We start from the raw sequence: 25,257 nt of genomic DNA on the forward strand, positions 1-25,257 counted from the left end.
GACTAATGGATTGGGTTGCCTTAGGGCTGTCACTCAAGCTGGGGGCCATGACCATTGTTGTGCTCATCCCGCTGGCGCTATTGGCAGCCCGGTGGTTGGCGTATCGCCAATGTATGGGTAAGCCAGTGATCGAAGCCTTGTTGGCCGTGCCCTTGGTGCTGCCACCTACTGTCGTTGGTTATTACCTGCTAGTAGGGCTTGGTAGCCAGTCATGGCTTGGACAATGGCTAGCGCAATGGACAGGCCATTTGCTCGTCTTTCACTTTTCCGGCTTATTGATCGCCTCCATCATCGTCAACATCCCGTTTGCGGTTCAGCCTATCCAGAGAGGATTCGAATCCATTCCGCAAGAAGTGCGCGATGCTGCTGCATGTTGCGGCATGTCCTCTTTACGCACGCTGTTGACGGTTGAACTGCCGTTGGCTTGGCCAGGCATCGTGACAGCCATGGTACTGACGTTCGCCCACACCCTGGGCGAGTTTGGTGTTGTCTTGATGGTTGGCGGCAGTTTGCCGGGTGAAACCAAGACGATTGCCATCAGCATTTATGACCGGGTACAAGCACTGGATTTTGAAGCGGCAGGTAATATGTCGCTGATGTTGCTGGTGTTCTCGATTATTGTGCTGGCACTTGCCAATAGTCTTTCACGGCGCTTTGGCCGACGCGGTAACTATCATGACATCTGAACTCCAACTCGATATTAGCCAGCAAAGGCCTTTTGCATTGAAGGCTGCATTGAACTGCAAGGCAGGGGAGTTGTTGGCATTGCTGGGGCCATCAGGTTGCGGCAAATCTACTTTGTTACGCATGATCGCAGGCTTGCAGCATGCCGAATCTGGCTATATTCGCCTAAGTGACGAGTTCTGGTGCAATGAGGTAATAAAGTTAACACCTCAGCAACGCCATATTGGGTATGTCCCGCAGCATTATGGCCTGTTTCCTCATATGACCGCGTTGCAAAACGTCAAGGCTGCGCTACATGGTTTGCCTAGCCAAGAGCAATCAACCCGCGCCCAAACATGGTTGGGAAAAGTAAAACTCAGCGACTTGGCTCATCGCAAGCCGGCAACGCTTTCTGGAGGGCAACAACAGCGCGTTGCCCTGGCCCGGGCGCTTGCTGCCCATCCAAGTATTTTATTGCTGGATGAGCCATTTTCAGCGCTAGACAGCATGACACGGGAAGACTTGTACCGTACCCTGGCCGAGCTAAAACCTCAACTTAACATTCCCATGATATTGGTGACTCACAACCTGCATGAAGCCCAATTGTTGGCAGACCATATTGCCGTAATGGGGCAGGGCTGCATTTTGCAACAGGGTACGCCTGATGCCATTATGCAACGTCCAGTAAGCAGGGCAGTGGCTGCACAGGTTGGGCTGCGTAATATTTTTTCCAGCACGGTTATCTCTGCAACGGAAAACCATAGCCTGCTATCGCTGGGCAGCCAGACCCTAGCAGTACCACACAGGCTTTCTGTTGGATTAACCATAGAGTGGTGCGTGCCTCATCATGCTTTGCTTTTGACTAATCAACATGAAGAAGCCGCGCATCTCACTGGAAACATTGATCAATGCATTCTCTTGGGAGATCAATGGCTAATCAGTATCAATCTACCAGGTACAACCCAGCGAATTGAGCTACAGTGCGCCAACTCTATGCCATTGGCAATTCATCAACCAGTCAGCATGGTATTAAACACCGAACATATCCACATTCTTCAGGCTTAACCTCGTGAATCATTCAGCATTAACGACATCACAGCCCTCCATATGGCTTATGCAACATAGCCATTACATCAAAACAGGAGGAAAAGTTCTGGATGTTGCATCAGGGCATGGGCGCAATGCCATATGGCTTGCCCAGCAAGGGTTTAAGGTCACTGCTGTAGATCGCGATGCAGCTGCGCTGAGCACCCTTAAAAACCAAGCGCCTAGTGTTGATACCCACCTACAAGACCTAGAACAGGGATGCTGGCCTTACTCGCAACAACAGTTCGATGCCATTATCGTCTGCCGCTACCTTCATCGCCCTTTACTTCCTTTGCTGGCGAATAGTCTGGCAGCTTCCGGTGTCCTGATTTATGAAACCTTTATGGAAGGCCACGAGCAATATGGTCGACCAAGAAACCCAGACTTCCTGCTCAAAAGTAATGAGCTATTAATCAGTTATCTTCCCCTGTTTAAAGTCATTTCCTACAATGAAGGAGTACTAGAACAAGAACCATCTCCTGCAGTTATTCAGAGATTGGTCGCGGTCAAGACGAGTAATCGGTTGAGTTAAAAGAACCTCAAGGAAAGCACGATTTGATGGACGCACCCGTAGTGCAATTAAGGCTCGATTTTTACAACGACAAGGGCGATTTTAATTCGTCATAAACTTCGTATAATGTATATTATGTAAAATCGATGAGCAAGTCATTATCATTGACCTGGCTGAAATCAAACCTCATTTGGGGACTTGGATTAGCCAATTTGCTGAATAACTCATCTATAGGAGCGATTTTTTCTTGTTGTTGATACCTTACCCTTAGAAAGAGTTTTTTATCGCGTGAAATCTACTCATTAATATGTGATTTAAGATCACTATAGAAAAGTTTCGTATATTCATATTCATTTGAATTCTTCTCACTAAGAATTCCTATGAGTCGATTATCAAAATCACCATTTACCTCATGACGTTCATCATGAAGATCCTTGCGCATAGAAGCAATGACTGGTATCAGAGAGTCATTAAGTGGTTTTAACTGATCTCTAATTTTCTCTAAGACCGAGAATTTTTCCAGCTGCATATACCATTTTTGATCATTGGCATGAGGATTCAATTCCTCGTCAACATATGGATACTTTAGAGATATTTCACAAAAATTTTTCATTGAATCCATTAAGACTTTAAAAACCTCAGAGTGAAACTTTATTGTTAATTCAATGGTTTGCGGGGTTCCAATCAATGAAACTTTAAGCATGTTTGACATGTTGCTTGTAATTTCACGCTGGAATAAAGGATCACTTTGGATTTTATCTAGCTGGGGCAAATAGGATAAGATTTTATAAGCACTATCTAAGATTGATATGTAATTTTCTTTTCTAAGTGCAATGTCGGCATCAAGACGTTTTGCTTTGGTATCAAACTCAAGTGTTTCCCTTCCCAGAGTAAAAGTTTTATACACACCTAAAAAAGCAAGAAAGCCAACAAGCAAAGTCCCAATTAAAGAAATTAAAGCGGCATGTACAGCCGGATCAAAACTAGCAACCCATGTAATGAAGCAATTAAACATCGTCAGTCCTGATCAGAATTAAATTGATTGTCGAATGATAATCTAAGATTCCTAGCTCCAGATAACCATAACAACGTTCGATCCCTCGATTGCATGATTTGAGCCGGAAAGTCTTCCATTCCGTGCAGCATGGCGATGTCGAATGTGTCTTTAATCATTTCCGTAATGTTTTGGGAGCCTAGTCAATGATGCGTGACTTCTGGTTTGGGAGCGCCTTTGCTTGACCAGTAACGCTTGCTTGAGTGTTCATGCATGTCGAAGCATTTATCCAGGTACTTTGTCAGGTAGCACGCGAGCTTTGCGCTTTTCCATGTGCCTTTGGGTTGCCCGAAGCGTTGATGCCATGCGCCGCGCTCTTGATGCTCTCTAGCTGCAACGTACTTCCGTCTGATACCTTGCCAGCATTAAACGCCTGAGGCGCTTGACGAGAATCACCTAATAGTGATGTTTTACGAGCCTAGCCATTTGTAAAATAAAAAAGGCTCTAAAAGAGCCTTTTTTATTGGATAAGGTCAAAAAATTAAGGATTTGCCTGATCTGATTTTAGCAATTGATTATTCACTGTGATTTTGCTTTTCTGCTTGAGTGAATTAATGTATGCATGCCTATACTCTGCCGCCAGTGCAGTTTGTAATTGCGTTTTAGCAGCACGTTGCTCTTCGTCGCTTTCCACTGCAAATTTTACGGCAGTAACTTTAGTTAATAGATATCCATTGCGATCAGAAACACCGTTATAAGCTGGTAGCTTTGAGACATCAGCCTTAAATGCTGTTGATACAGATAAATCAGTTAAGCTTTGTGGATTACGGCGATCAACAGTGACAGCCTCTGTCCAGTTTAATGATGGAGTTTTGCCTGCACGTAAATCTGCAAGAGCTGTTTCACCCTTTTCCTTTGCTAGTTTTGAGGCTTTTTCTTGTTTCAGGAAGTCCTCTATGCCAGTCTTCACCTCTTCAAAAGATCGTGCTGCTGCGGGTTTATATTCTGCAACCCTGGCAGATATCAGATTATTTGGCGAAACCTCCACTGCTTCAGTATTGCGCTTTTCCTTCAATACTTCGTCACTGAAAACAGCATCCATCAACTTATCATTTTTAAAGAATTTTGCACCATCAGCTCGGCTTAACCACCCGCTGTTTTGAACCTGCAATCCGAATTCCTTGGCAACAGGTTCTAAGCTATCAGCCTGTTCATACACCATGTTGCTGAAGTTCTCTGCTTGCTCAGAAAACTTAGCCAAGGCTTTTTGATACATCAGTTCAGCACGAATTTGACCTTGTGTGCTTTCAAAAGATTGAGCATTACCATGTATTTCGGTCAGCTTAATGATGTGGTAGCCAAAATCAGTTTCTACCAAGTCGCTGATCGTGCCAGGCTTCATTGAGAATACTGCATCCTCAAAAGGCTTCACCATGGCCCCAGGGCCAAACAAGCCTAGATCCCCGCCTTTGTCTTTTGAACCTGGGTCTTGTGAGTATTGATGTGCCAACTGTTCAAATTGCTCGGGATTCTTTTTCACCAATGCTAAAACCTCTTGAGCTTTTTGCTTGGCTTTTTGTTTTGCATCTGGCGATGGGCTGACTCCAAAGCCGATCAAAATATGGCTGGCACGACGTTGCTCATCACCTTGGAATTGAGCAGCATTTTGGGCGTAATAATCTCGTGCTTCTTGATCAGTTACTTGCTGACTAGCAATTAACGCATTGGCCGAAAGTAGCACGAATTCAAGCTTAACTTGTTCAGGCACCTTGAATTTCTCTTGGTGCTCTTTGTAATAAGCTTTTACTTCATCGTCAGTCACTTTGACTTGGGAAATGTAGTCGGCTGTCTTGAACTCAGCAACGCTTACCTCGCGTGACTGATGTTCAATTTTGATGGCATTGTTAGCAACACCATTTGGCACAAAAGCCAATGCAGATAGTCCTTCCCGTGCTTGCATTGTCAGTAGATCGCCACGTACTTCATTTTCAAATTGCGATGGAGTGCGACGGCGATCTGCCAAGAATTGATCGTATAACTCTTGTGAAAACTTACCGTCCTGATGGAAGGATTCTTCTCGTGTAATGTAATTGGAAAGTTGTTCATCACTGACAATGAAATTTGCGCGCTTAACTTCGGCAGCCAATAACTTCCCTTCGACCAAGTGATCAATCACCGCCTGTTTCAATTCAGGACCGTCAATCACTGCCTGGTCAACCTTACCTTCGCTTTGAAGGCGATTGCGAAGGTTTTGCAGGGCATTGCTATACTCTTGTACGGTAATAGAGTCTTTCCCTACTTTAGCCACCGCAACATTTGAGCCAGCATCACGCAAATAACTATCAACGCCGACAAGTGCAAATGGGATAGTAATGGCTGCCAGAATGGCTTTGGCTAACCATCCTTTGGATCGATCACGAATTGCTTCCAACATAACAATGTGCCTTCTTTATTTTCAATCTTTGAAATGATCAGCCAACCAAGACTGACTTCTAAACCCAACTCTTAAATATACCACACATGCAGTAAGCAAGACATGCCTGCGGCAACAGTGATGCATCGGGGTTAAAAATATGAAGTACATGAGGAAATGAGGGGAAATAAAAAAAGCGAACCGATCGGTTCGCTTTTTTCTTGGCGGAGCGGACGGGGCTCGAACCCGCGACCCCCGGCGTGACAGGCCGGTATTCTAACCAACTGAACTACCGCTCCTTGACTTTGCGTTGCTTTCTCCAAAACTCAACGACTTTTACGATGATTGATGGTGGGTGCTGACGGGGTCGAACCGCCGACATTCGCCTTGTAAGGGCGACGCTCTACCAACTGAGCTAAGCACCCGCTTCAACCAACGAAGACCGCTAGTTTACAGCATCTTTCAGCGCTTTGCCAGCCCTAAATTTAGGAGAATTGGCAGCCTTGATCTTAATTGTGGCGCCAGTACGGGGATTACGACCATTGCGAGCAGCACGTTTACCAACATAAAAGGTACCAAAACCGATCAGGGTGACAAGCTCCCCTTTTTTCAATGATTTGGTAATTGCAGCAGTTGTTGCATCTAAAGCACGACCAGCAGCAGCTTTGGATAGACCAGCAGATTTAGCGATTTGCTCAATCAGTTCAGACTTGTTTGCCATGTAAATCCCCTTTCGACATTGTTTAAGAACAGGTGCGAAAAGACCCTGTGCCCTGCTTTATATCAAGCGGAAAAAGGCTATGTCAAGCCTTTCCCTCGCTTATTACATTGACATTGCTCAATGTTTAGTCACAGGAGACGGTTTAGTACTTTTACCTTTCGGTTTGACTTCTGCCACAGCCTCTTCAGCATCAGTCGACTCTGGCACCCTCTCTAGTGCTAGTTGCAATACTTCGTCAATCCATTTCACAGGGTGAATATCAAGATGATTCTTGATATTGGCAGGAATGTCACTCAAGTCTTTCACGTTTTGTTCGGGGATCAAGACTGTTTTAATACCGCCACGGTGAGCAGCAAGTAATTTCTCTTTCAAGCCACCAATCGGCAGCACTTCACCACGCAAGGTAATTTCACCAGTCATTGCTACATCAGAGCGAACGGGGATGTTACTTAAGACAGATACTAATGCCGTTGAAATGGCGATACCAGCACTAGGACCATCTTTCGGCGTAGCCCCCTCAGGCAAGTGAATGTGGATGTCATTCTTCTCGTAAAAATCCTCGGAGAAGCCCAAGCGTTTAGCTCGACTACGCACCACACTCATTGCTGCCTGAATGGACTCCTGCATTACCTCGCCCAGCTTGCCGGTGGTAATCACCTTGCCCTTCCCTGGCAATAGAACGGACTCAATTGTCAATAGTTCACCACCTACTTCTGTCCATGCCAAACCTGTTACCTGACCAACCTGGTTTTCCTTCGCTGCGACGCCATAGTCAAAGCGTTGAACCCCAAGATACTTTTCCAAGTTTTTAGGTGTTACGGTCACCTTACGCGGAGCAGCGCCAGCTTTAGGCTTGGATGTCAGAATTTCCTTAACCACCTTGCGGCATACCTTGGAGATTTCACGATCAAGACTACGTACACCAGCTTCGCGAGTATAAAACCTGACGACATCCCGGATAGTAGCTTCGGAAACACTAATCTCGTTTTCCTTCAGGCCATGTGTCTTAAGTTGCTTGGGCAACAAATAACGCATTGCGATATTGACCTTCTCATCCTCTGTATAGCCTGCCACACGAATGACTTCCATACGATCCAATAATGGGCCAGGAATATTCAAGGAGTTTGCTGTTGCTACAAACATGACGTCAGAAAGATCGTACTCTACCTCGACATAATGATCGACGAAGGTATGGTTTTGTTCAGGATCCAGCACTTCCAACAGTGCAGAAGAAGGATCGCCGCGGAAATCCTGTCCCATCTTGTCGACTTCATCGAGCAGGAATAATGGGTTTTTAACACCCACCTTAGTCATGCTTTGCAGAATTTTGCCAGGCATGGAACCAATATAAGTACGGCGATGACCGCGAATTTCAGATTCATCGCGCACACCACCCAAGGCTACCCGTACGAATTTGCGGTTTACAGCCTTGGCAATGCTTTGGCCCAATGAGGTCTTACCTACACCAGGTGGCCCGACTAAGCACAAGATAGGTGCTTTGAGTTTATCTACACGTTGTTGCACCGCGAGATACTCAACAATGCGTTCCTTCACTTTTTCTAAACCGTAATGATCGGCATCCAAAATATCTTCTGCGATACCGAGGTCACGACTAATCTTGGTTTTCTTCTTCCAGGGCAAGCCAACCAAGGTCTCAATGTAGTTCCGTACCACAGTCGCCTCGGCAGACATCGGAGACATCATCTTGAGTTTCTTGAGTTCGGCATTGGCCTTGGTCAAGGCATCTTTAGGCATGCGAGCATCGGCAATGCGCTTTTCCAGCTCATCGATATCGGCATTTTCATCCTGCTCACCGAGTTCTTTCTGGATAGCCTTAACCTGCTCATTCAGGTAATACTCGCGCTGACTCTTTTCCATTTGGCGCTTTACACGGCCACGGATACGCTTTTCCACCTGCAGGATATCGATCTCTGATTCCAATAGGCTCAGCAAATGCTCGAGGCGCTCAGATACGCTGAACATCTCCAGAATTCTTTGCTTTTCTTCCAACTTCAATGTCAAATGCGCCGTGATGGTATCAGCGAGGCGACCAGCATCATCAATGGTGGCTAGTGATGTCAGGATTTCAGGTGGAATTTTCTTGTTCAGCTTGACGTATTGATCGAACTGCGTGAACACAGTACGCATCAAGGCTTGAGTCTGGCTATCATCGCCTGCCGGACTTTCTATCATTTCTGTTTTCGCGGCAAAGCACTCCTGAGTTTCGACAAACTCCAGCACTTTCACTCTGTGCAAGCCCTCAACCAGCACTTTTACAGTGCCATCAGGCAGCTTGAGCATTTGCAATACTGTTGCTACGGTACCAACATCATAGAGATCTTCCGCGTCAGGCTCATCCTTATTAGGAGATTTTTGAGCCACTAACAGGATTTGCTTATCCTGTTCTGAAGCAAGCTCGAGCGCCTTGACGGATTTTTCGCGGCCAACAAACAATGGGATGACAAGATGTGGGTATACCACTACGTCGCGCAAAGGCAACAAGGGCAGTAAGCCAGATTCTGGGGAGAAAGCCGGTAATGTTTGTTCTGTCATGGAGAAACTTTCAATGTTGTCAGCAGCTGGGCAACATGCCGAACGCTCTATACATCAATGGGGACAAGCACCGCCACTTCAAGTGGTAGTGCTTAGATTTTCACATAAAAAAGGCTGCAAAGCAGCCTTTTAATTTGATTGAGTACGTCAAGTCTTAACTTGCAGTCTCAAGTTTAGGTTCATCAGCATAGATAAGGATAGGAGGCGTATCACCTTTGATCACTCCTTCATCCACAACAACCTTGCGCAGGTTGGGTATTGAAGGTAAGTCATACATGATCTCCAGCAAAGAGTGCTCCATGATGGAACGTAAGCCACGAGCACCAGTCTTGCGCTCTAAGGCCTTTTTCGCGATCAGGTGCAGTGCCGCTTCCCTGAACTCAAGATCAACGCCCTCCATCTTGAAGAGCTTGGTATATTGCTTAGTCAGCGCATTCTTTGGCTCAACAAGAATTGTCACCAAAGCGGCCTCATCCAGAGACTCAAGTGTTGCCACTGCTGGCAATCGGCCAACAAACTCAGGAATCAGGCCAAACTTAATCAGATCCTCAGGCTCAACATCGCGTAGCACTTCACCAATAGCACGCGCATCTTCCTTGCTCTTCACTTCAGCACCGAAGCCAATACCGCCCTTCTCGGAACGGCGACGGATGACCTTGTCCAGGCCGTCAAATGCGCCACCGCAAATAAAGAGGATATTAGTGGTATCCAGTTGCACAAACTCCTGATTGGGATGCTTGCGACCACCTTGAGGAGGCACTGAAGCTACTGTGCCCTCAATCAACTTGAGCAAGGCTTGCTGCACGCCCTCCCCTGATACATCACGAGTAATGGATGGGTTGTCAGATTTACGTGAAATTTTGTCAATTTCATCGATATAGACAATGCCGCGCTGTGCCTTTTCAACATCGTAGTCGCATTTTTGCAGCAACTTTTGCATGATGTTCTCGACATCCTCGCCAACATATCCAGCCTCAGTCAGCGTTGTCGCATCTGCCATGACAAAAGGTACATCCAGCAGGCGTGCAAGAGTCTGCGCCAACAAAGTCTTGCCTGAGCCAGTCGGTCCAATCACCAGGATATTGCTCTTGGCAATTTCAACATCATCTTTCTGGCCGCCTTGTTCTAGGCGCTTGTAATGATTGTAAACTGCTACCGCCAAGTTTTTCTTGGCTTGTGTTTGCCCAATCACATACTGATCAAGAATGGCGCAAATCTCCTTAGGAGTTGGCAATTTCCCACTCTTAGGCTTGAGACCATCTTCATCCTGAATTTCTTCTCGGATGATATCGTTGCACAAGTCAACGCACTCATCGCAGATGAATACGGACGGGCCAGCAATCAGTTTGCGTACTTCATGCTGGCTTTTGCCGCAAAACGAGCAATAGAGTAATTTTTCGCTCTCGGCTTTTGTCGTCATCAAACTATCCTAAATAAACTAAAGTTTTGTCTACTATCTTATGCAGCATCCGCACGGCTGGCAATCAACTTGTCCACCAAGCCATAGGCCACAGATTGCTCTGCACTCATGAAGTTATCACGATCAGTGTCCTGCGCAATTTTCTCAATTGGCTGACCGGTATGATGCGCCAAAATGCCATTGAGTTTTTCACGCAGGAAAAGGATTTCCTTGGCATGGATCTCAATGTCAGAAGCCTGGCCCTGGAAGCCACCCAATGGCTGGTGAATCATGACACGGGAGTTAGGCAGGCAGAAACGCTTTCCCTTGGCACCTGCCGTGAGCAGCAATGCCCCCATGCTTGCAGCCTGGCCTACACATAAAGTGCTGACATCAGGCTTGATGAATTGCATGGTGTCGTAGATGCCCATCCCTGCAGTGACAGAGCCACCAGGGGAATTGATATAGAAATAGATATCCTTGTCAGGATTTTCCGCTTCCAGAAACAACAACTGGGCGACTACTAGGTTAGCCGTGGCATCATTGACCGGCCCAACGAGGAAAATAATACGCTCCTTGAGCAGGCGCGAATAAATATCGTAGGAACGCTCGCCACGGCCACTTTGCTCAATGACCATGGGGATATACCCCAGGCCTTGTGCCTCAAACTGGCTTTGTGCGGTCGAAGGATAATGAATCATTAGCTATTTCCCATCAGGTCGTCAAACTTGACTTTCTTGTCGGTGACTTTGGCAGACTTCAATACCCATTCCACGACATTGTCTTCAGTTGCCAGAGCAGCTGGCTCATCTAGGCGCTTGGTGTCGGCATAGTACCAAGCCACCACATCATCAGGCCGCTCAAAGCTTTGAGCAAATACATCTACCATGGCGCGAATTTGGTCGGCATTGGCTTGCAGATTTTCGCTATTAACCAGCTCAGACAGCACAAGGCGCAAACTAGCGTTACGCTTGGCTTGCTCTTCAAACAATGCAGGCTCAAGGTTGACGTTTGCCAAATCAACCCCACGTTGCTTGAGGTTGTTTTGCGTGCTTTGCATCAAGCGGCCAATTTCTGCATTAATAAATGCCTTGGGGACTTCCAGGGTAGTACCATCCAGCAATGCTTGGAAGGCCTGCTCCTTGAGCTTGGCGCGAACACGCTTTTCCACTTCTTGCTTCAAGCTGGCAGTGATTTCCTCGCGCATTTTTTCCACATCGCCATCTTCCACACCCAGGCTACGAGCAAAATCAGCATCAAACTCAGGCAGCTTAGCTTGCTCTACCGTATTGAATGTCACATCGTAACTGACGGTTTTTCCAGCTAACTGCTCTGGCTTGTGATCTTCTGGGTAAGCAATCTCGAACACCTTGTTGCTACCTGGCTTGTTACCGGAAAGCTCGCTCTCAAAAGCAGGGAAACGACCGCCTTCACCAATGACCAAATCAAGGCCTTGCTCATCAGTGCGCTCAACTTCTTGACCGTCAATCGAAGCGATCAAGCTGATGTTGATCTTATCGCCCTTCTTGGAAGCACGCTTGACTGGCTCGAATGTTGCACGCTGGCGCAACAGCACATCAATGGTTTTCTTGACTTCAGCTTCGCCTACCTCTAGTGCAGGACGCTCAATCTTGATCTTTGACAGATCACCGACCTTCACTTCAGGAAACACTTCAAAAGTAGCTGTGTATTCAATCTGTTGATCTGTTTCAGCATAAGGCTTGTGCTCAATGTTGGGGTAACCAGCAACACGCAGCTTATTTTGCTCAATGGCGTCATTGAAACTACGCTCCACAGCATCAGAAAGCACTTCGTTACGCACTTGCGCACCATATTGTTGGCGCACCATGTTCAACGGCACTTTACCTGGACGGAAACCAGGCAGCTTGGCAGTACGTGCCAAGCGGTTGATACGCTCATTGACTTCAGATTCCAGAGGCTGCACTGGTACGGAAACCGTCATCCTGCGCTCAAGATTGCTGATGGTCTCAACGGTTGCTTGCATTGCTGTGTTCCTTAAATCGAGTTTTTGAGCTGACGCTCTACACATCTGGTGCGAGAGTTAATCCAGCCAAGTGATTGAAAATAAAAAATTTGCAAAACCACAATGATGGTTTTACACCAGCATTCGCCGCCATCTCACCCATCGTGGGTTAAGAATTGGACATGAATATTAACTAGAGATTCTAGCATAGGTTATAAAACATAATGTCGGGAAAAGCAGGGAAATCATCGGGAGGGGATCAGGTGAGATTTAGCTGGGACTAAGTCCAAGCTGAGGCATGCATAAAACAAAAGGGTTGAGAGGATCAACCCTTTTCAACATCCATGATTAAGCCTTTTGAATATTGGAGGCCTGCTTGCCTTTAGCTGTCTGTGCGATTTCAAACTGCACTCTGTCATTTTCCTTGAGGCTTTTATACCCACTGCTCTGAATTTCCGAAAAGTGGGCAAATAAATCGTCGCCTCCTTCGTCGGGTGAAATAAACCCAAACCCTTTTGCGTCGTTAAACCATTTCACTGTGCCAAGTGCCATTTCATTCTCCCAAATAGTATGTGACTGATTGCAACTGCATGCTAAAACAACAATACACTCGGGGAGATAAGCAATGACTGATTATGATGTAGGCTCTCTCCTACAGATAGAAACGCTCAGAGCCGCATTAGCGGCTCTGAGCGAGTTTAAGGAAACTACACCTTATTTGCGCTTGGATTGTATTTCTTCAATCAGGCGGGCAGCCCTTTCCTTGCCTCCCAGACCAAAGGCAATGGCCAGCGCCAGGAAGATAGCACCAAAGACGATCACAAATAATGCAGTTAATAGCTGTGTGCCAATATCCAATTGCTCTAGGGCAACAAACAAGGCAAAAATCTGGATACCATACTCTACGGTCGTGCTGATTTTGAGCGCACCGTCATATTTCATGCCGTGTAGCCACGCGAATACCAAGCGATTCACGAAGCGCGCCAACAAGGTACCAAAAATCAACACTAGAATAGCAACAATAATCTTAGGCAGATAATTGGCTAAGTTGTTGAGCATATGGGCAACTTCGTTGAGGCCCAATGTATTGGCGCCCGTGATGACAAATAGCAGAATCACCAACCAATAGATCACTTGGCTGATTACGCCACTCAACGTCAGATCAAAATCACCGTGCTTGAGAAAGGCCTCAAGACCAGAACGATCAGCAAACTTATCGAACTGAGCCAACTCAAGAATACGCTTGACACCCATACATGCCACCTTGGCACAGATCCAGCCGAATCCCAGGATAACAATCACGGCTAGCAATTTAGGAAAAAAATTAGCGACTTGGGTCCAGAACTCATTGAGGGATGTGAGAAAAATATCAATCTGCTGCTGCATATACACACTCCTTATATATTTATTGATGACCTTGATTTATCAGGTCTTTTGAGCCGGGGCAATAAGCCCAGCGTGTCAGGATTGGAGAGGCATTTTCTCGTAAATGCAGATTGTTCGCAAACAAATTAACCCTTAAAAGTTAATTTTTAACATTAAATATCATAATTAATTGATTGATTTTTAATTAAATTAAAAAACATCAGAAGATTTTTGATGTGTTTTTGGAAGTAAATGCAAATAGTGCATTACTTTAATGCTGGGATAGTTTTTCTAATTGCAGATTTATTTCTGCACTTAGTTTTTCAGCACCAATAGCCTCGGCAATCTCTAGTGCCTGCGCCAATGCTTCTTTCGCCTTGTTGGCTTGCTTAGCTGCAATAAAATTGAGCCCAAGATAGTAATAGCCTTTCGCTACCCAGTAGCCATCTCCGGCACTTTTTGCTTTTTCTATGATTTTATTCAGGTTTTTCTCGGCATTATTGAAGTCCTTAGCACCGATATATAAATATCCAAGCTCCAAACCAGCATTGGCATAGCTATCAAAATCCCCATCACTTGCCTGCATCACTAATGCCTTGACTTGATATGCGATTGCATCGTCATAAAGCCCTTGCTTGGCTTTGAGTCGCGCCAAGTGTTCATTGGCATCCGCGCGCTCGTTATTGTTGCCTGCTAGTTTCAGTGCACTCTCATAATAGCCTTGTGCTTCTGATAGCAGGGACTGTTGTACCAACGCCTCTCCTGATAGCAAGCTCGCAATCACCTGGAATTTTTGATTTTTTTCCTGCTGCGCCAATAACAGTGCTGCTTGATAACTCGCTTGCGCTTCTGCATATTGGCCTAGCGCCTTATAAGCATTGCCTTTGAATAAATGGACTAACAGCCTGTCATTTGCTGTCACAGCGCTAGGTTCAGCTTTGCTAAAGCTATTCAGCGCTTCATTGGCCTTTCCCATACTGAGTGCTGCCCTGCCCTGGCATAGCAATAAATCTCGCTGCATAGGCTGTTGTGCTAATCCTTGCTCTGCTTGGGCCAACGCAGTCGCCGCATCGTTTTCATTAAGCGCTTGGAGGCAGGCTTCAGCAGGATTGTTCGCCGCATTCGCAGCATTAGCTGTCAACATGAATATGATAAGAGCTCTAAAAAGCGGCATTGTTACTCCAGATATTGATTCCAGTCATGGGCGGTACGTCCGCGGGCAAAAAACTCGGGGTTGAGGATGGTGTCTTTACGATTGTATTGCAGAGGAAGCCCATGACGATCCACTAATAGGCCGCCAGCACTTTCCAGAATGCATTGTGCTGCAGCGGTATCCCATTCTGAAGTCAAACCAAGTCGCGGATATATATCTGCCTTACCTTCAGCTACTAAGCATATTTTTAATGAGCTTCCCATATTGATGATATGCGGCTCACCATGCTGCACTGAGATATTGTGCAACATGGCCTGTATTTTTCTGCCTGGATGGGAGCGACTAGCCGCGACGGTAATGTTATCTAAACATAACTCGCGAGCATGAATACGCTCGACGGCATCGCCTATTTGCTGTTTGTAGGCCGATAGGCCATCGGCAAAATAATCCAGACCAAGTGCAGGCGCATGCACAACACCTAGAATGGGGCGGCCTTGATCTATCAGGGCAATATTGACGCTAAATTCACCGTTGCGCTTGACGAATTCGCGGGTGCCATCCAGAGGATCAACTAGCCAGTATTGCTGCCATCGCTGACGCTCTGCGAAAGAGACAAGCTCGCACTCCTCTGAAATCAATGGCAACTCGGGTGTTAGATGTTGCAACCCTTCCTGGATGATGCGATGCGCTGCCAGGTCAGCCTCGGTCAAGGGTGATTGATCTGCTTTGTGCTGGACGGCAAAATCACCGTGATAGACCTGCATAATAGCTTCGCCAGCCTGGTGCGCCAGCTGTATCAATGCCGGAAGCAGGTCTGCCCTCATTCAGCGAGCAGGCTAAGCAGCCCGGCTTCATCCAGAATGGTTAAGCCTAGCTCCTGTGCCTTGGTGAGCTTGCTCCCCGCTTCACTGCCCGCAACCACATAGCTGGTTTTCTTGGAAACGCTGCCGCTGACCTTGCCGCCCGCAGCTTCTATGCGTTCCTTGGCATCATCGCGTGACATGGTGGGAAGTGTGCCTGTCAGCACAAAAGTCTTCCCCTCTAACTGGCCAGAGCTCGCCGGTTGTCCTTCACTTTCTGGCCACCGTATGCCAGCCTCGACCAACTTGCTGATGACTTCACGGTTATGCGGTTCAGCAAAAAATTCGGCGATAGAGCGAGCCACCACAGGGCCGACATCCGGCACTTGTTGTAGCGCTTCTGCACTCGCTGCTTGCAATGCTTCCAGCTTGCCAAAATATCGTGCCAAATCCTTGGCTGTCGCCTCGCCTACATTGCGTATGCCTAGTGCATAGATAAATCTGTTCAGCGTGGTTTGCTTGCTGTGCTGTAAAGCATCCAGAAGGTTTTGCGCGGACTTTTCAGCCATGCGATCAAGCCCGGAAAAGGTCTCAAGATCAAGATGATAGATATCCGCCAGCATTGCTACCAAGTGGCTATCTACCAACTGGTCTACCAGCTTTTCACCCAAGCCTTCAATATCCATGGCACGGCGGGAAGCAAAATGAAGAATGGCCTGTTTGCGTTGTGCTGGGCAGAACAAGCCACCCGTACAGCGCACGGCTGCTTCATCCGGCAGGCGCACGGCATGCGAGCCACAGATTGGGCATGCATGCCCGATCGCGTCCAGCAGGATATAAGGCCGGGCATTAGCCGGGCGTCTCTCAGCCACCACAGAAACTACCTCAGGGATAACATCCCCGGCACGCCGCACCACCACAGTATCCCCGATGCGGACGTCTTTTCGGTCGATTTCATCCTGATTATGCAAGGTGGCATTAGTGACCGTCACACCGCCAACAAACACAGGTTTGAGGCGCGCAACTGGGGTAATTGCCCCCGTGCGCCCTACCTGCACATCTATCTGCTCCAGTACCGTCATTTCTTCCTGGGCAGGGAATTTATGCGCCACAGCCCAATTTGGTTCACGCGAGCGAAAGCCAAGCTCGCGCTGCAAATCGAGACGATTGACTTTGTAAACCACCCCATCAATGTCGTAAGTCAATTGATCTCGCTTGGCAGCAATCGCCTGATGAAAAGCTGCCAGAGACTCTGGCCCCACACCCACAGTGCGCCCCTGGCATACTGGAAAGCCAAAATCCTTGAGGGCATCTAGCACCTGGGCATGAGTAGGAGGCACCTCCCAGCCCTTGGTTTCACCAAGGCCATAGGCAAAAAACGATAACGGGCGCTGCGCGGCAAGTCGTGGATCAAGCTGACGTATGCTGCCTGCCGCGCCATTACGTGGATTCACCAGAGTGGCCTTGCCTTGTTCACGCTGACTGGCATTGTAGCGCTCAAAATCAGGCCGGCTCATATACACTTCGCCCCGCACCTCAAGCACCTCGGGCGCAGCGCCATGTAGCTGCAACGGAATCTGGCGTATGGTGCGAATGTTATGCGTGACATCCTCACCCACCTCGCCATCACCTCGCGTCGCGGCTTGTATCAACTGTCCATGCTCATAGCGCAGACTGAGCGCTAGGCCATCAAACTTTAATTCGGCGGCATATTCAATCGCTGCATCTTCCGGCAACAATCCGAGCTTTTTACGCACACGGGCATCGAAATTGTGTGCGCCTTGAGGAGTAATGTCGGTTTCTGTTTCTATCGACAGCATGGGAATGCGATGCCTGACCGGCAATAGCCCGCTCATGGCAGCGCCACCCACTCTTTGCGTCGGTGAATCTGGCGTGATCAGCGCGGGATGTGCCTCTTCCAGAGCCTTAAGCTCGCGGAATACGCGGTCATATTCGCTATCGGGGACGCTAGGTGCATCCAGCACATAATATTCGTGATCATAGCGCCGGATGGTTGTACGTAAGGCAGCAGCCTGCTCAGCCACATTGGAGGTGGTAACTGCAGGCGTAGATTCCGGGAATAAGCCGGCTTGGATATCCGACATATTCAGGAGAACAAGCGCAAGGCATAAACCTGGCCAGGAACAATGCCGTGCGCAATCATCTTGTCATGAATCAGCTTGATTTGATGACGGATATTATCGATCTGTGCATCGCTCAACTGGCGCTGTTTATCGTCCACAAGGTGGGCACCCAAGCTATGCTCCATCTGCCGTGCCAGCAATACCATGTGGTTATACGCCTCGGTGTAATTCTGCACGCGGGGAATATCCAGCTGGAAGGTCAGGCCGCGAATCACTGAGGTGCGCAGCATGTCGACACTGAAAGGCAGGTTGTCATGGTTAACTACAGAGAACAATACCTGCGGATTGCCATTCCCATCTTCAGCCATGTAGTGGTAAACCCCATCTTCACCCAAGATCAAGCCTCCCGCCTCTGCCAGGCCGCGGAACTTGGTGCCTGTGAACGGGCCGCTAGCTCCCTGTGTGAGATGAAATCCGACCATCTGGTCTACTTCGATACAGAACTGATCCAGCTCGGTTGCCTGCTGCACGGGGTTGTCGGTATTCAACCATTCAATAGAGGCGTCCAATGATTTAGCTAACTCTTCGACCGCAAGGTGGAAGCGTGACAATGTGCCGGTCGAGACTGCACCTGAACGGTCCGCAAGCTGCAGGCTACAAATCGCTGCGGTGAAATGGGCAGACTCTTGTTCCCTAGTCAGCAAGTGCCAGCGCTGATCACCACCTAGTCCGTAAGCATAAACAGGCTTATCAATATCGGTTATCGACAGCAAGAACTGACGCAGTGCTTGGCCACTGGCTGATGCGGGCAAGGATAGTACGCCGACAAAATCAATCTCGGGGTTTACTTCAGGCGGGATAGTAAGCACAGGCTGAGCAATTGCGGGAGAGGCTGCCACAGGTGCTGGCTCTATATCCAATTGCTCTTCGGGCTGATGAGCCTCTATGTCTTCTTCCCAAGGAGGTAGTTCCGTGGTTACCGCAATGTGCTCTTCCTCAACCCATGTATCTTGTTCCAGCTCAATATCGCTAACAGGAGTATCGACAGCTGCTACCGTTGGCTCACTTACATCTTCCGATGTAAATGATGTCTCATTTTCTATGGGGTGATCGGCTACAGGGTCATATTCACTCTCGGCCTCATCCAGTTGCTTGGGCTCGACATGTTCGGGTAAATCATCTTCATCATCCCTCACAGCATGCGGGTCTATCTGAAACTCTTCATTCCGCCGGATGGCATGTGCTTCTTCCATTAGTGCATCATATTGAGGCTCATCAAAGCGTTTGAAGGTTTCCTTCCTGAACTTGCGTTCCTGCCACCAGTTAAATGCCAGCACAGCGCCAATAATTAATGCGCCCAGTCCCAGTAAGGCCCAATGTAGATCAGTCATTATTTTAATACTCCAAGCTTCTTGATCTGATAAATGATCCTGGTTTATTCAAGAGTGTTGCCAGTGCGCTATGCGTAAGCGCCAAGGGCGAATCCTGCTTTATGCCGCTTCATGCATCTGTAATGCAGCCGCAATATCCACCTCCACAATACGGGAGACGCCGGATTCCTGCATGGTGACTCCAATGAGCTGCTGAGCCATTTCCATGGTTATTTTATTATGGCTGACAAATAAAAATTGTGTGCGCTCCGACATTTTTTTCACCAAGGCGCAAAAACGCTCGGTATTGCTATCGTCCAATGGCGCATCAACCTCGTCCATCAGGCAGAACGGAGCCGGATTGAGGCGAAACAAGGCAAACACCAGTGCCAAGGCCGTCAGCGCCTTCTCGCCGCCGGATAGCAGGTGGATGGTGCTATTCTTCTTGCCTGGCGGCTGCGCAAACACCTGCATGCCGGTATCGAGGATTTCATCGCCCAGCATTTCCAGCTTAGCCTGCCCTCCTCCAAATAATTCCGCAAACAATTCGGCAAAGTTGCGGTTGGCCTCGTCATAGGTGTGCTGCAGGCGGCTGCGCGTCTCGCGGTCTATGCGCCGTATCGCGTCTTCGAGCGTGGCGACGGCCTGCTCCAGGTCTGCCGACTGGCTATCCAGGTATTGCTTGCGCTCGCGCTCGCTTTCCAATTCCTGCAATGCGGCGAGGTTCACCGGCCCGAGACCCTCGATTTCCGCCCCCAATGCCGTAATCCTGCGTTCCAGGTCGCCGGTTTTTGTATTGACGGTCAGCCCCTGGACCAGCGCGCCTTCCTCCAGCCCGCATTCCTGCAGGTTCTGCTGGCATTGCTCAAAGTGCAGTCGCGCCTGCTGCTCATTGAGCCGCGACTGCTCCAGCTTGTCGCGCAGGGGATGCAGGCCCTGCTCGTATTGCATACGGTTGCGTTCTTGCTGCTGCAATGCATTGTCAGCCTCTGCCAACGCATCGCGTGCGGCAGCCAATGCAGTCTCTTGCTGCTGCTTGCGGACGATCGCGACTTCAAGGTTGGCCTTGAGGTTTTCCATTGCCGCCGCCTCGAGCAGCGCCTGCGCTTCTTGGCGGCGGATGACGAGGTTTTGCTGCTCTTCCTGGATCGCAATCAACCTGCTCTGGCTATCCGCGATGCTGGTCGCCAGCAGCTTGTGGTTGAAGTTTTTTTCCTGTGCGGCACGCTCGGCTTTTTGCCAGGCAACCCGCACTGCATTCAACTCGTTTTCAGCGGCATGGCGCTTGGCCTGGGTTTCCTGACGTTCGGATTGCAACTGGGCTAGGGATGTCTGCAACTGGCCGAGCTTTTGCTGCTGTTGCTGGCAGCCCTGCTGCAATGCTTCGTGTTGCTTGCCAAGAGCGGCAATATCTTTCTCCAGGCCTTGGCGGCGCTGAGCAATATGCTGCCTTTCCTGTGTGAGCTGCTGGATCTGCAAGCTGCGCTGGTGTTGCGCCTGTGTCGTGCCGCGTAATTGCTGCTGCAATTGCTGTTGCTGCTGGCGCAACTCCTGCTGCTTGAGTTCTGCCTGCTGCAAGGCATGCTTGGCATCATGGAGCGTCTGCTGCATTTGCGGCAGGCCCGCATCCAGCATATCCAGTTCGCGCTGGCGTTCCAGCACGCCGTGCAATTCCGAGTTCTGCGCATGCAGGCTGATGCTATGGCGGTCGTAGATGTCGCCCGCCGCAGTGACCACGCTCTGCCCGTTTTCCAATGACAAGCGCAGCTTTTCTGCTTCGTCCGCCGTTTGCGCGACCAAGACGTTGCCCAGCCAGTTTTCCAGCAGCCCCTGCAATCCCGGCTCCAGCACCTCTACCATGGCGCTCAATTGCTGCGCATGGGTGGGAGCCGACGCTGGTTTGCCTTGAAGGGCGATCACCAGCGCTGCGGGAGGGCGATCTGCCACAACACGTGCCATATCCTGCTCCGGCAGGCCGACAATCGTATTGAGGCGGGCGCCAAGCACTGCCTCGACTGCGGTTTCCCACCCCGGGGTGATCCTGATCTTTTGCCAGAGGCGCTCGCTGTCATGCAGGCCATGCGCGCGCAGCCACCCTTCCAATTGTCCCTGTTTGCCCAGGCCTGCCTGTATCTTGCGCAGGGAGGCAGCCTCGGCTTCTGCCTGTGCCAGCCGGCGTTCATGTTGCAGCAGTTGATCGCGCAAGGCGCGGACCTGCTCGGCCTGTTGCTGCTCATGCTCCCGCAGTTGCTGCAAGTCGTGTTCAAACCCGGCTTGCTGGTCGGCCGCTTCCTTGAACTCGGCTTCCAGCTCATGCAGCTTAGCCTCATCCGGCATATTCAGATTGCTCGCCTCCTGTCGCATGAGCTGCAGGCGCAACTTGGCATCCTCCAGGTTGCGCTCGGCATGCTTTAGGTTGGTCTCCTCCAGGCGTATGGCCTGCTCCGCCTCATGCAACGCCCGTTGCGCGGCGGAGTGAATATGCAGCGCGGCCTGAAAGGCGCGCTCCATTTCCGGCAATTTCTGCTTCAATGCCTGCAGTTGCTCGCCAGCCTCGGTCTCTTCGGTGCTGGCTACTTGCTGCTGGTCGTGCAGTGCCTGCAGCTTGGTACTGAATTCCTCGTGCTGCTGGTCAAGTTTATGTGATTGGGACTCTATCTGTTGTAGTTGCGCCTGCAGGCGCGAGCGCGCCTCCTGCGTGTGGCGCAACTGCTGTTCCTGGTTTGAGACTTCCGCGTTGGCTTCGTAATAAGCCGCCTGTGCTGTTTGTAATTGCGCCGAGGCTGCCTGATGTTGCTGGCGCAAGCTTTCAAGGCCACTCTCCGATTGCCTGAGGGCTGCCATCTGTGCTTCAAGCTCAACACCAAGCCGCTGCATTGTGGCTTGTGACTTCTCCCATTGGTTGCCGGCATCGCGTTTTTTTAACAGCCAGAGCTGCCCTTGCGCCAGTTGCAAGTTGTTTTGCAGGCCCTGGTATTGCAAGGTCACCGCAGCCTGTGCTTCCAGGCGCATGATCTGCTTATCCATTTCCTGGCGGACATCCTCTACCCGCACTAGGTTATCGCGCGTGTCTCGCAGGCGGTTCTCAGTCTCGCGGCGACGCTCCTTATACTTAGAGATGCCCGCAGCCTCCTCGAGGAACACGCGCATTTCCTCAGGCCTGGCCTCGACTATTCTGGAAATCGTATTCTGGCCAATGATGGCATAGGCACGACCACCCAATCCTGTACCCAAGAACAGGTCGGCCACGTCGCGGCGACGTACCGCTGTATTGTTGATAAAGTAACTGGAACCTTTTTCGCGTTCGATCACACGCTTGACGGAGATTTCGGCATATTGCGACCACTCCCCTGCCGCGCCGCCCAGGCTGTTATCAAAAATAAGCTCCACGCTGGCGCGGGAAGCCAGCTTGCGGTTACCGGAGCCGTTGAAGATGACATCCGCCATGGATTCGCTGCGCATTTCCTTCGCACTGGACTCGCCGAGCACCCAGCGTATGGACTCCATGACGTTGGACTTGCCACAACCATTAGGCCCCACTACGCCTACGCGTTGGCCATGGATGTGCAATGTAGTGGGATCGACGAAGGATTTAAAACCAGCGAGCTTTAGATGAGTCAGGCGCAATTGATGAAGGTCTTGGCTATAATGGCACTTTTTTGATAATCCGATTTATACGGTAGCCCTTATGTCTAGTCAACCCAGCAAAGCTTTGGAAACCTTCGATAACCCTAATCCTGGTCGCGATTTCCATATCCACATGGAAATCCCAGAATTCACCTGCCTCTGCCCCAAAACTGGCCAGCCGGATTTCGCAGTGCTTTATCTTGATTACATTCCCGATCAACGGTGTGTGGAACTGAAAAGCCTCAAAATGTATATCTGGTCCTTCCGTGACGAAGGCTGCTTCCATGAAGCTGTAACCAACCGCATTCTGGATGACTTGGTTTCTGCGACTGACCCCAAGTTCATGCGCCTCACCGCCAAGTTTTATGTGCGTGGCGGCATTTTCACTAATGTAGTTGCCGAGCACCGCAAGCCGGGTTGGCAGCCTCAGCCTCGCGTAGAGCTGGCTGATTTTGCGCCACAATCCAATATTCGCGGCTAATTATTTCGCACGCTCAGGAAAGAACGCTCATCATGGCAAGTGTATTAGGACGTAGCCGCAATTCGCTTTGGAGCTTTGCAGGTCGCTTGGGGCCTTACGCACCTTTGCTGGTCATGACCGTGGTGAGTTTTGCTATCTTCAGCCTTTCCCGGGCAGGCTTATTGCTCTGGCAATACCCCCGCATTTCTGCCGTCTCCAGCTGGCAGGAAATCATGCTCGACGGCCTGCGCGTTGATAGTATCCAGATCGGCTTGATGTGGCTTCCGCCGTTACTTCTAGCGCCTGTACTGGCTGTCGGCAAGTTCTGGCGCGCTTGGCGTGGCGTGACATTCTTCTGGGTAGTCCTTTGCATCAGCATCATTACATTGCTGGAGCTGGCAACTCCCGGATTTATTGCCGAATACGATGCCCGGCCTAACCGACTTTTTGTAGAGTATTTAAAATACCCCAACGAAGTATTCTCCATGCTGTGGAATGGCTTCAGGACTCACCTATTTATAGGTGTCATCGGCACCCTGCTGGTAACCATCGCCGCCGGATGGTTAATGGCTCCATGGCTCAAGCAGGAAGCACGTTGGAAAAACTGGATCATCTGGCTGAGTTGGCCCCTGATCTTTTTAATGGCAGCCTTGGTTGTACGCGGCACGATTAGCCATCGCCCTGCTAATCCAGCCATGTTTTCACGCACTAGCGACTCCATGGTCAATAGCATCATCCTCAATTCGTCTTGGTCGCTCGTGCATGCGGTATATAGCCTCAAGCATGAAAACAAGTCGAGTGAAATGTATGGCATTCTCCCTGATGAAGACGTCTATCGTATTGTGCGAGAAACCCGCGCACGGTTCGATGCTAGCTTTGCCCCTGTAGACCATCCCGGCCTGCCGACACTCTCCCAACTCACGCCGTCACGCACACGGGAACGCCCGCTCAACCTCGTCATCATTCTGGAGGAAAGCCTGGGTGCAACATTTGTGGAGTCCCTAGGTGGCGTACCGGTTACCCCTAACTTGGAAAAACTCAAGGAACAAGGATGGTGGTTCGAGCAACTATATGCAACGGGCACCCGTTCAGTAAGGGGCATTGAAGCTGTCGTGACAGGTTTTCAGCCCACGCCAGCACAAAGCGTCGTCAAGCTATCCCTGTCCCAGCAACACTTTTTTACGCTAGCCTCCCTGCTTGAGCAATATGGCTATAGCACCGAGTTTATCTATGGTGGCGAGTCTCACTTCGACAATATGGTCGGCTTCTTCATGGGCAATGGTTTCCAGCGCGTGCAAGACCAGAAAGATTACGTTAAGCCCGTGTTTGTTGGTAGCTGGGGAGTCTCGGATGAAGATTTGCTCAACAAGGCCCATGATGAGATCAGCGCCAGCCACGCTAGCGGCCAGCCATTTTTTACCTTGGTATTCACCTCATCCAACCATGCGCCATTTGAATTTCCAGATGGTCGTATAGATATTTATGATCCGGTCAAGGCCACTGACAACAATGCGGTCAAATATGCCGACTATGCACTAGGACAATTTTTTGCCAAGGCACAGAAAAGTGACTATTGGAAAGACACTCTATTCATCGTTGTGGCCGACCACGATATTCGCGTGCATGGTCACGACATGGTGCCTATTAACCACTTTCATATCCCTGCGCTGATTCTGGGCGCAGATATTGAGCCCAGAAAAATACAAACCGTGGCAAGCCAGATTGACCTGCCAGTAACGGCTCTTTCGCTCATGGGCATCAAGGCGCAACACCCGATGACGGGGCGTGACCTTAGTATTGGTGACGGTCAGCAAGCTGGTCGTGCCATGATGCAGTTCGAGAACAACTTTGCCTGGATGGAAGGCAATCAAGTGGTTGTATTGCGCCCTGGCAAAGAGCCAGCACACGGCACATGGAATCTGAAGCAAAAGAAATTCACCTTGTCGCAACAACTGACGGAAGATAGCCAAGCATTTGCAGAACGGGCATTGGCGAATTCGCTTCTCCCCTCTTTGTTGTACCGTGAGCGTCTTTACCATGTCCTGCCTCAAGAAACTCATCACCAAGAATAATT

Annotated in this window: 19 protein-coding genes and 2 tRNA genes; 5 read left to right on the forward strand and 16 right to left on the reverse strand. The window is 49.5% G+C overall.

Going from position 1 to position 25,257, the window contains the following annotated elements; translation table 11 throughout:
- The first annotated feature begins 5 nt into the window (after positions 1 to 5).
- Genes modB through ACIKP9_RS03070 form a run of 3 tightly spaced genes read left to right on the forward strand, consistent with a single transcriptional unit; the run spans position 6 to position 2,281 of the window.
- On the forward strand, positions 6 to 686 hold the full coding sequence (gene modB, locus ACIKP9_RS03060; RefSeq protein WP_400879149.1) for a molybdate ABC transporter permease subunit: 681 nt from the start codon (positions 6 to 8) through the stop codon (positions 684 to 686).
- Complete coding sequence (locus ACIKP9_RS03065) at positions 676 to 1,728, forward strand: ABC transporter ATP-binding protein (RefSeq protein WP_400879152.1); 1,053 nt, start codon at positions 676 to 678, stop codon at positions 1,726 to 1,728. Before modB ends, ACIKP9_RS03065 begins: the two co-directional genes overlap by 11 nt.
- A 4-nt stretch (positions 1,729 to 1,732) precedes the next feature.
- Entirely contained in the window at positions 1,733 to 2,281 is a 549-nt protein-coding gene (locus ACIKP9_RS03070) for a class I SAM-dependent methyltransferase (protein WP_400879154.1), read from the forward strand.
- A gap of 274 nt (positions 2,282 to 2,555) precedes the next feature.
- Here the strand turns inward: ACIKP9_RS03070 and ACIKP9_RS03075 are convergent, their stop codons facing one another.
- The 16 genes from ACIKP9_RS03075 to smc form a co-directional block, all read right to left on the reverse strand.
- The gene (locus ACIKP9_RS03075) at positions 2,556 to 3,275 is read right to left on the reverse strand and encodes a hypothetical protein (protein WP_400879156.1); all 720 of its coding nucleotides are present in this window, start codon (positions 3,273 to 3,275) and stop codon (positions 2,556 to 2,558) included.
- Positions 3,276 to 3,795: 520 nt separating this feature from the next.
- Complete coding sequence (locus ACIKP9_RS03080; protein ID WP_400879158.1) at positions 3,796 to 5,688, reverse strand: SurA N-terminal domain-containing protein; 1,893 nt, start codon at positions 5,686 to 5,688, stop codon at positions 3,796 to 3,798.
- A gap of 201 nt (positions 5,689 to 5,889) precedes the next feature.
- Positions 5,890 to 5,966: transfer RNA gene (locus tag ACIKP9_RS03085), tRNA-Asp, on the reverse strand.
- A gap of 50 nt (positions 5,967 to 6,016) precedes the next feature.
- A tRNA-Val gene (locus tag ACIKP9_RS03090) sits at positions 6,017 to 6,092 on the reverse strand.
- A gap of 20 nt (positions 6,093 to 6,112) precedes the next feature.
- Positions 6,113 to 6,388 (reverse strand): HU family DNA-binding protein, encoded by a 276-nt coding sequence (locus tag ACIKP9_RS03095; protein WP_011479634.1) that lies wholly within the window; start codon positions 6,386 to 6,388, stop codon positions 6,113 to 6,115.
- A gap of 117 nt (positions 6,389 to 6,505) precedes the next feature.
- Positions 6,506 to 8,941, reverse strand: coding sequence for an endopeptidase La (gene lon, locus ACIKP9_RS03100; RefSeq protein WP_400879161.1), 2,436 nt, complete (start codon positions 8,939 to 8,941; stop codon positions 6,506 to 6,508).
- 154 nt (positions 8,942 to 9,095) lie between these two features.
- Positions 9,096 to 10,361 (reverse strand): ATP-dependent Clp protease ATP-binding subunit ClpX, encoded by a 1,266-nt coding sequence (clpX, locus tag ACIKP9_RS03105; RefSeq protein ID WP_230347228.1) that lies wholly within the window; start codon positions 10,359 to 10,361, stop codon positions 9,096 to 9,098.
- A 38-nt stretch (positions 10,362 to 10,399) separates the two neighbouring features.
- Positions 10,400 to 11,041, reverse strand: a complete 642-nt coding sequence (gene clpP / locus ACIKP9_RS03110; protein ID WP_400879163.1) for an ATP-dependent Clp endopeptidase proteolytic subunit ClpP — start codon at positions 11,039 to 11,041, stop codon at positions 10,400 to 10,402.
- Positions 11,041 to 12,345 (reverse strand): trigger factor, encoded by a 1,305-nt coding sequence (gene tig / locus ACIKP9_RS03115; protein ID WP_400879165.1) that lies wholly within the window; start codon positions 12,343 to 12,345, stop codon positions 11,041 to 11,043. The genes clpP and tig overlap by 1 nt, the downstream gene beginning before the upstream one ends.
- 327 nt (positions 12,346 to 12,672) lie before the next feature.
- Complete coding sequence (locus ACIKP9_RS03120) at positions 12,673 to 12,876, reverse strand: cold-shock protein (protein ID WP_230347230.1); 204 nt, start codon at positions 12,874 to 12,876, stop codon at positions 12,673 to 12,675.
- 162 nt (positions 12,877 to 13,038) lie between these two features.
- Positions 13,039 to 13,710 carry a mechanosensitive ion channel family protein gene (locus tag ACIKP9_RS03125; protein ID WP_400879168.1) on the reverse strand — a complete coding sequence of 224 codons (672 nt, stop codon included), beginning with the start codon at positions 13,708 to 13,710 and terminating at the stop codon, positions 13,039 to 13,041.
- 250 nt (positions 13,711 to 13,960) lie between these two features.
- A complete protein-coding gene (locus ACIKP9_RS03130; RefSeq protein WP_400879171.1) occupies positions 13,961 to 14,833 on the reverse strand; it encodes a tetratricopeptide repeat protein in 873 nt (290 codons plus the stop codon).
- 32 nt (positions 14,834 to 14,865) lie between these two features.
- The gene (gene cysQ, locus ACIKP9_RS03135; protein WP_400879174.1) at positions 14,866 to 15,666 is read right to left on the reverse strand and encodes a 3'(2'),5'-bisphosphate nucleotidase CysQ; all 801 of its coding nucleotides are present in this window, start codon (positions 15,664 to 15,666) and stop codon (positions 14,866 to 14,868) included.
- The gene (ligA, locus tag ACIKP9_RS03140; RefSeq protein ID WP_400879176.1) at positions 15,663 to 17,747 is read right to left on the reverse strand and encodes an NAD-dependent DNA ligase LigA; all 2,085 of its coding nucleotides are present in this window, start codon (positions 17,745 to 17,747) and stop codon (positions 15,663 to 15,665) included. Before ligA ends, cysQ begins: the two co-directional genes overlap by 4 nt.
- A gap of 2 nt (positions 17,748 to 17,749) precedes the next feature.
- Complete coding sequence (locus ACIKP9_RS03145; protein WP_400879179.1) at positions 17,750 to 19,117, reverse strand: cell division protein ZipA C-terminal FtsZ-binding domain-containing protein; 1,368 nt, start codon at positions 19,115 to 19,117, stop codon at positions 17,750 to 17,752.
- A gap of 99 nt (positions 19,118 to 19,216) precedes the next feature.
- Positions 19,217 to 22,723 (reverse strand): chromosome segregation protein SMC, encoded by a 3,507-nt coding sequence (gene smc, locus ACIKP9_RS03150; RefSeq protein ID WP_400879182.1) that lies wholly within the window; start codon positions 22,721 to 22,723, stop codon positions 19,217 to 19,219.
- A 61-nt stretch (positions 22,724 to 22,784) separates the two neighbouring features.
- Here smc and queF point away from each other — a divergent pair, with 61 nt between their 5' ends.
- Both queF and ACIKP9_RS03160 read left to right on the forward strand, forming a co-directional pair.
- Entirely contained in the window at positions 22,785 to 23,204 is a 420-nt protein-coding gene (gene queF, locus ACIKP9_RS03155; protein ID WP_230347238.1) for a preQ(1) synthase, read from the forward strand.
- Between the two features lie 32 nt (positions 23,205 to 23,236).
- A complete protein-coding gene (locus tag ACIKP9_RS03160; protein ID WP_400879184.1) occupies positions 23,237 to 25,255 on the forward strand; it encodes an LTA synthase family protein in 2,019 nt (672 codons plus the stop codon).
- The last annotated feature ends 2 nt before the right edge of the window (positions 25,256 to 25,257 follow it).

The sequence above is a fragment of the Methylobacillus methanolivorans genome, from assembly GCF_044751345.1.
GTDB lineage: Bacteria > Pseudomonadota > Gammaproteobacteria > Burkholderiales > Methylophilaceae > Methylobacillus > Methylobacillus methanolivorans.

Excerpts from the sequence above, each read along its gene's own strand:
- ACIKP9_RS03095 (WP_011479634.1), bottom strand. The coding sequence starts at position 6,388 with ATGGCAAACAAGTCTGAACTGATTGAGCAAATCGCTAAATCTGCTGGT.
- ligA (WP_400879176.1), bottom strand. The coding sequence starts at position 17,747 with ATGTCGGATATCCAAGCCGGCTTATTCCCGGAATCTACGCCTGCAGTT.
- tig (WP_400879165.1), bottom strand. The coding sequence starts at position 12,345 with ATGCAAGCAACCGTTGAGACCATCAGCAATCTTGAGCGCAGGATGACG.
- queF (WP_230347238.1), top strand. The coding sequence starts at position 22,785 with ATGTCTAGTCAACCCAGCAAAGCTTTGGAAACCTTCGATAACCCTAAT.
- lon (WP_400879161.1), bottom strand. The coding sequence starts at position 8,941 with ATGACAGAACAAACATTACCGGCTTTCTCCCCAGAATCTGGCTTACTG.
- ACIKP9_RS03075 (WP_400879156.1), bottom strand. The coding sequence starts at position 3,275 with ATGTTTAATTGCTTCATTACATGGGTTGCTAGTTTTGATCCGGCTGTA.
- ACIKP9_RS03065 (WP_400879152.1), top strand. The coding sequence starts at position 676 with ATGACATCTGAACTCCAACTCGATATTAGCCAGCAAAGGCCTTTTGCA.
- clpP (WP_400879163.1), bottom strand. The coding sequence starts at position 11,041 with ATGATTCATTATCCTTCGACCGCACAAAGCCAGTTTGAGGCACAAGGC.
- ACIKP9_RS03080 (WP_400879158.1), bottom strand. The coding sequence starts at position 5,688 with ATGTTGGAAGCAATTCGTGATCGATCCAAAGGATGGTTAGCCAAAGCC.
- ACIKP9_RS03160 (WP_400879184.1), top strand. The coding sequence starts at position 23,237 with ATGGCAAGTGTATTAGGACGTAGCCGCAATTCGCTTTGGAGCTTTGCA.
- ACIKP9_RS03130 (WP_400879171.1), bottom strand. The coding sequence starts at position 14,833 with ATGTTGACAGCTAATGCTGCGAATGCGGCGAACAATCCTGCTGAAGCC.
- ACIKP9_RS03120 (WP_230347230.1), bottom strand. The coding sequence starts at position 12,876 with ATGGCACTTGGCACAGTGAAATGGTTTAACGACGCAAAAGGGTTTGGG.
- ACIKP9_RS03125 (WP_400879168.1), bottom strand. The coding sequence starts at position 13,710 with ATGCAGCAGCAGATTGATATTTTTCTCACATCCCTCAATGAGTTCTGG.
- cysQ (WP_400879174.1), bottom strand. The coding sequence starts at position 15,666 with ATGAGGGCAGACCTGCTTCCGGCATTGATACAGCTGGCGCACCAGGCT.
- clpX (WP_230347228.1), bottom strand. The coding sequence starts at position 10,361 with ATGACGACAAAAGCCGAGAGCGAAAAATTACTCTATTGCTCGTTTTGC.
- ACIKP9_RS03145 (WP_400879179.1), bottom strand. The coding sequence starts at position 19,117 with ATGACTGATCTACATTGGGCCTTACTGGGACTGGGCGCATTAATTATT.
- modB (WP_400879149.1), top strand. The coding sequence starts at position 6 with ATGGATTGGGTTGCCTTAGGGCTGTCACTCAAGCTGGGGGCCATGACC.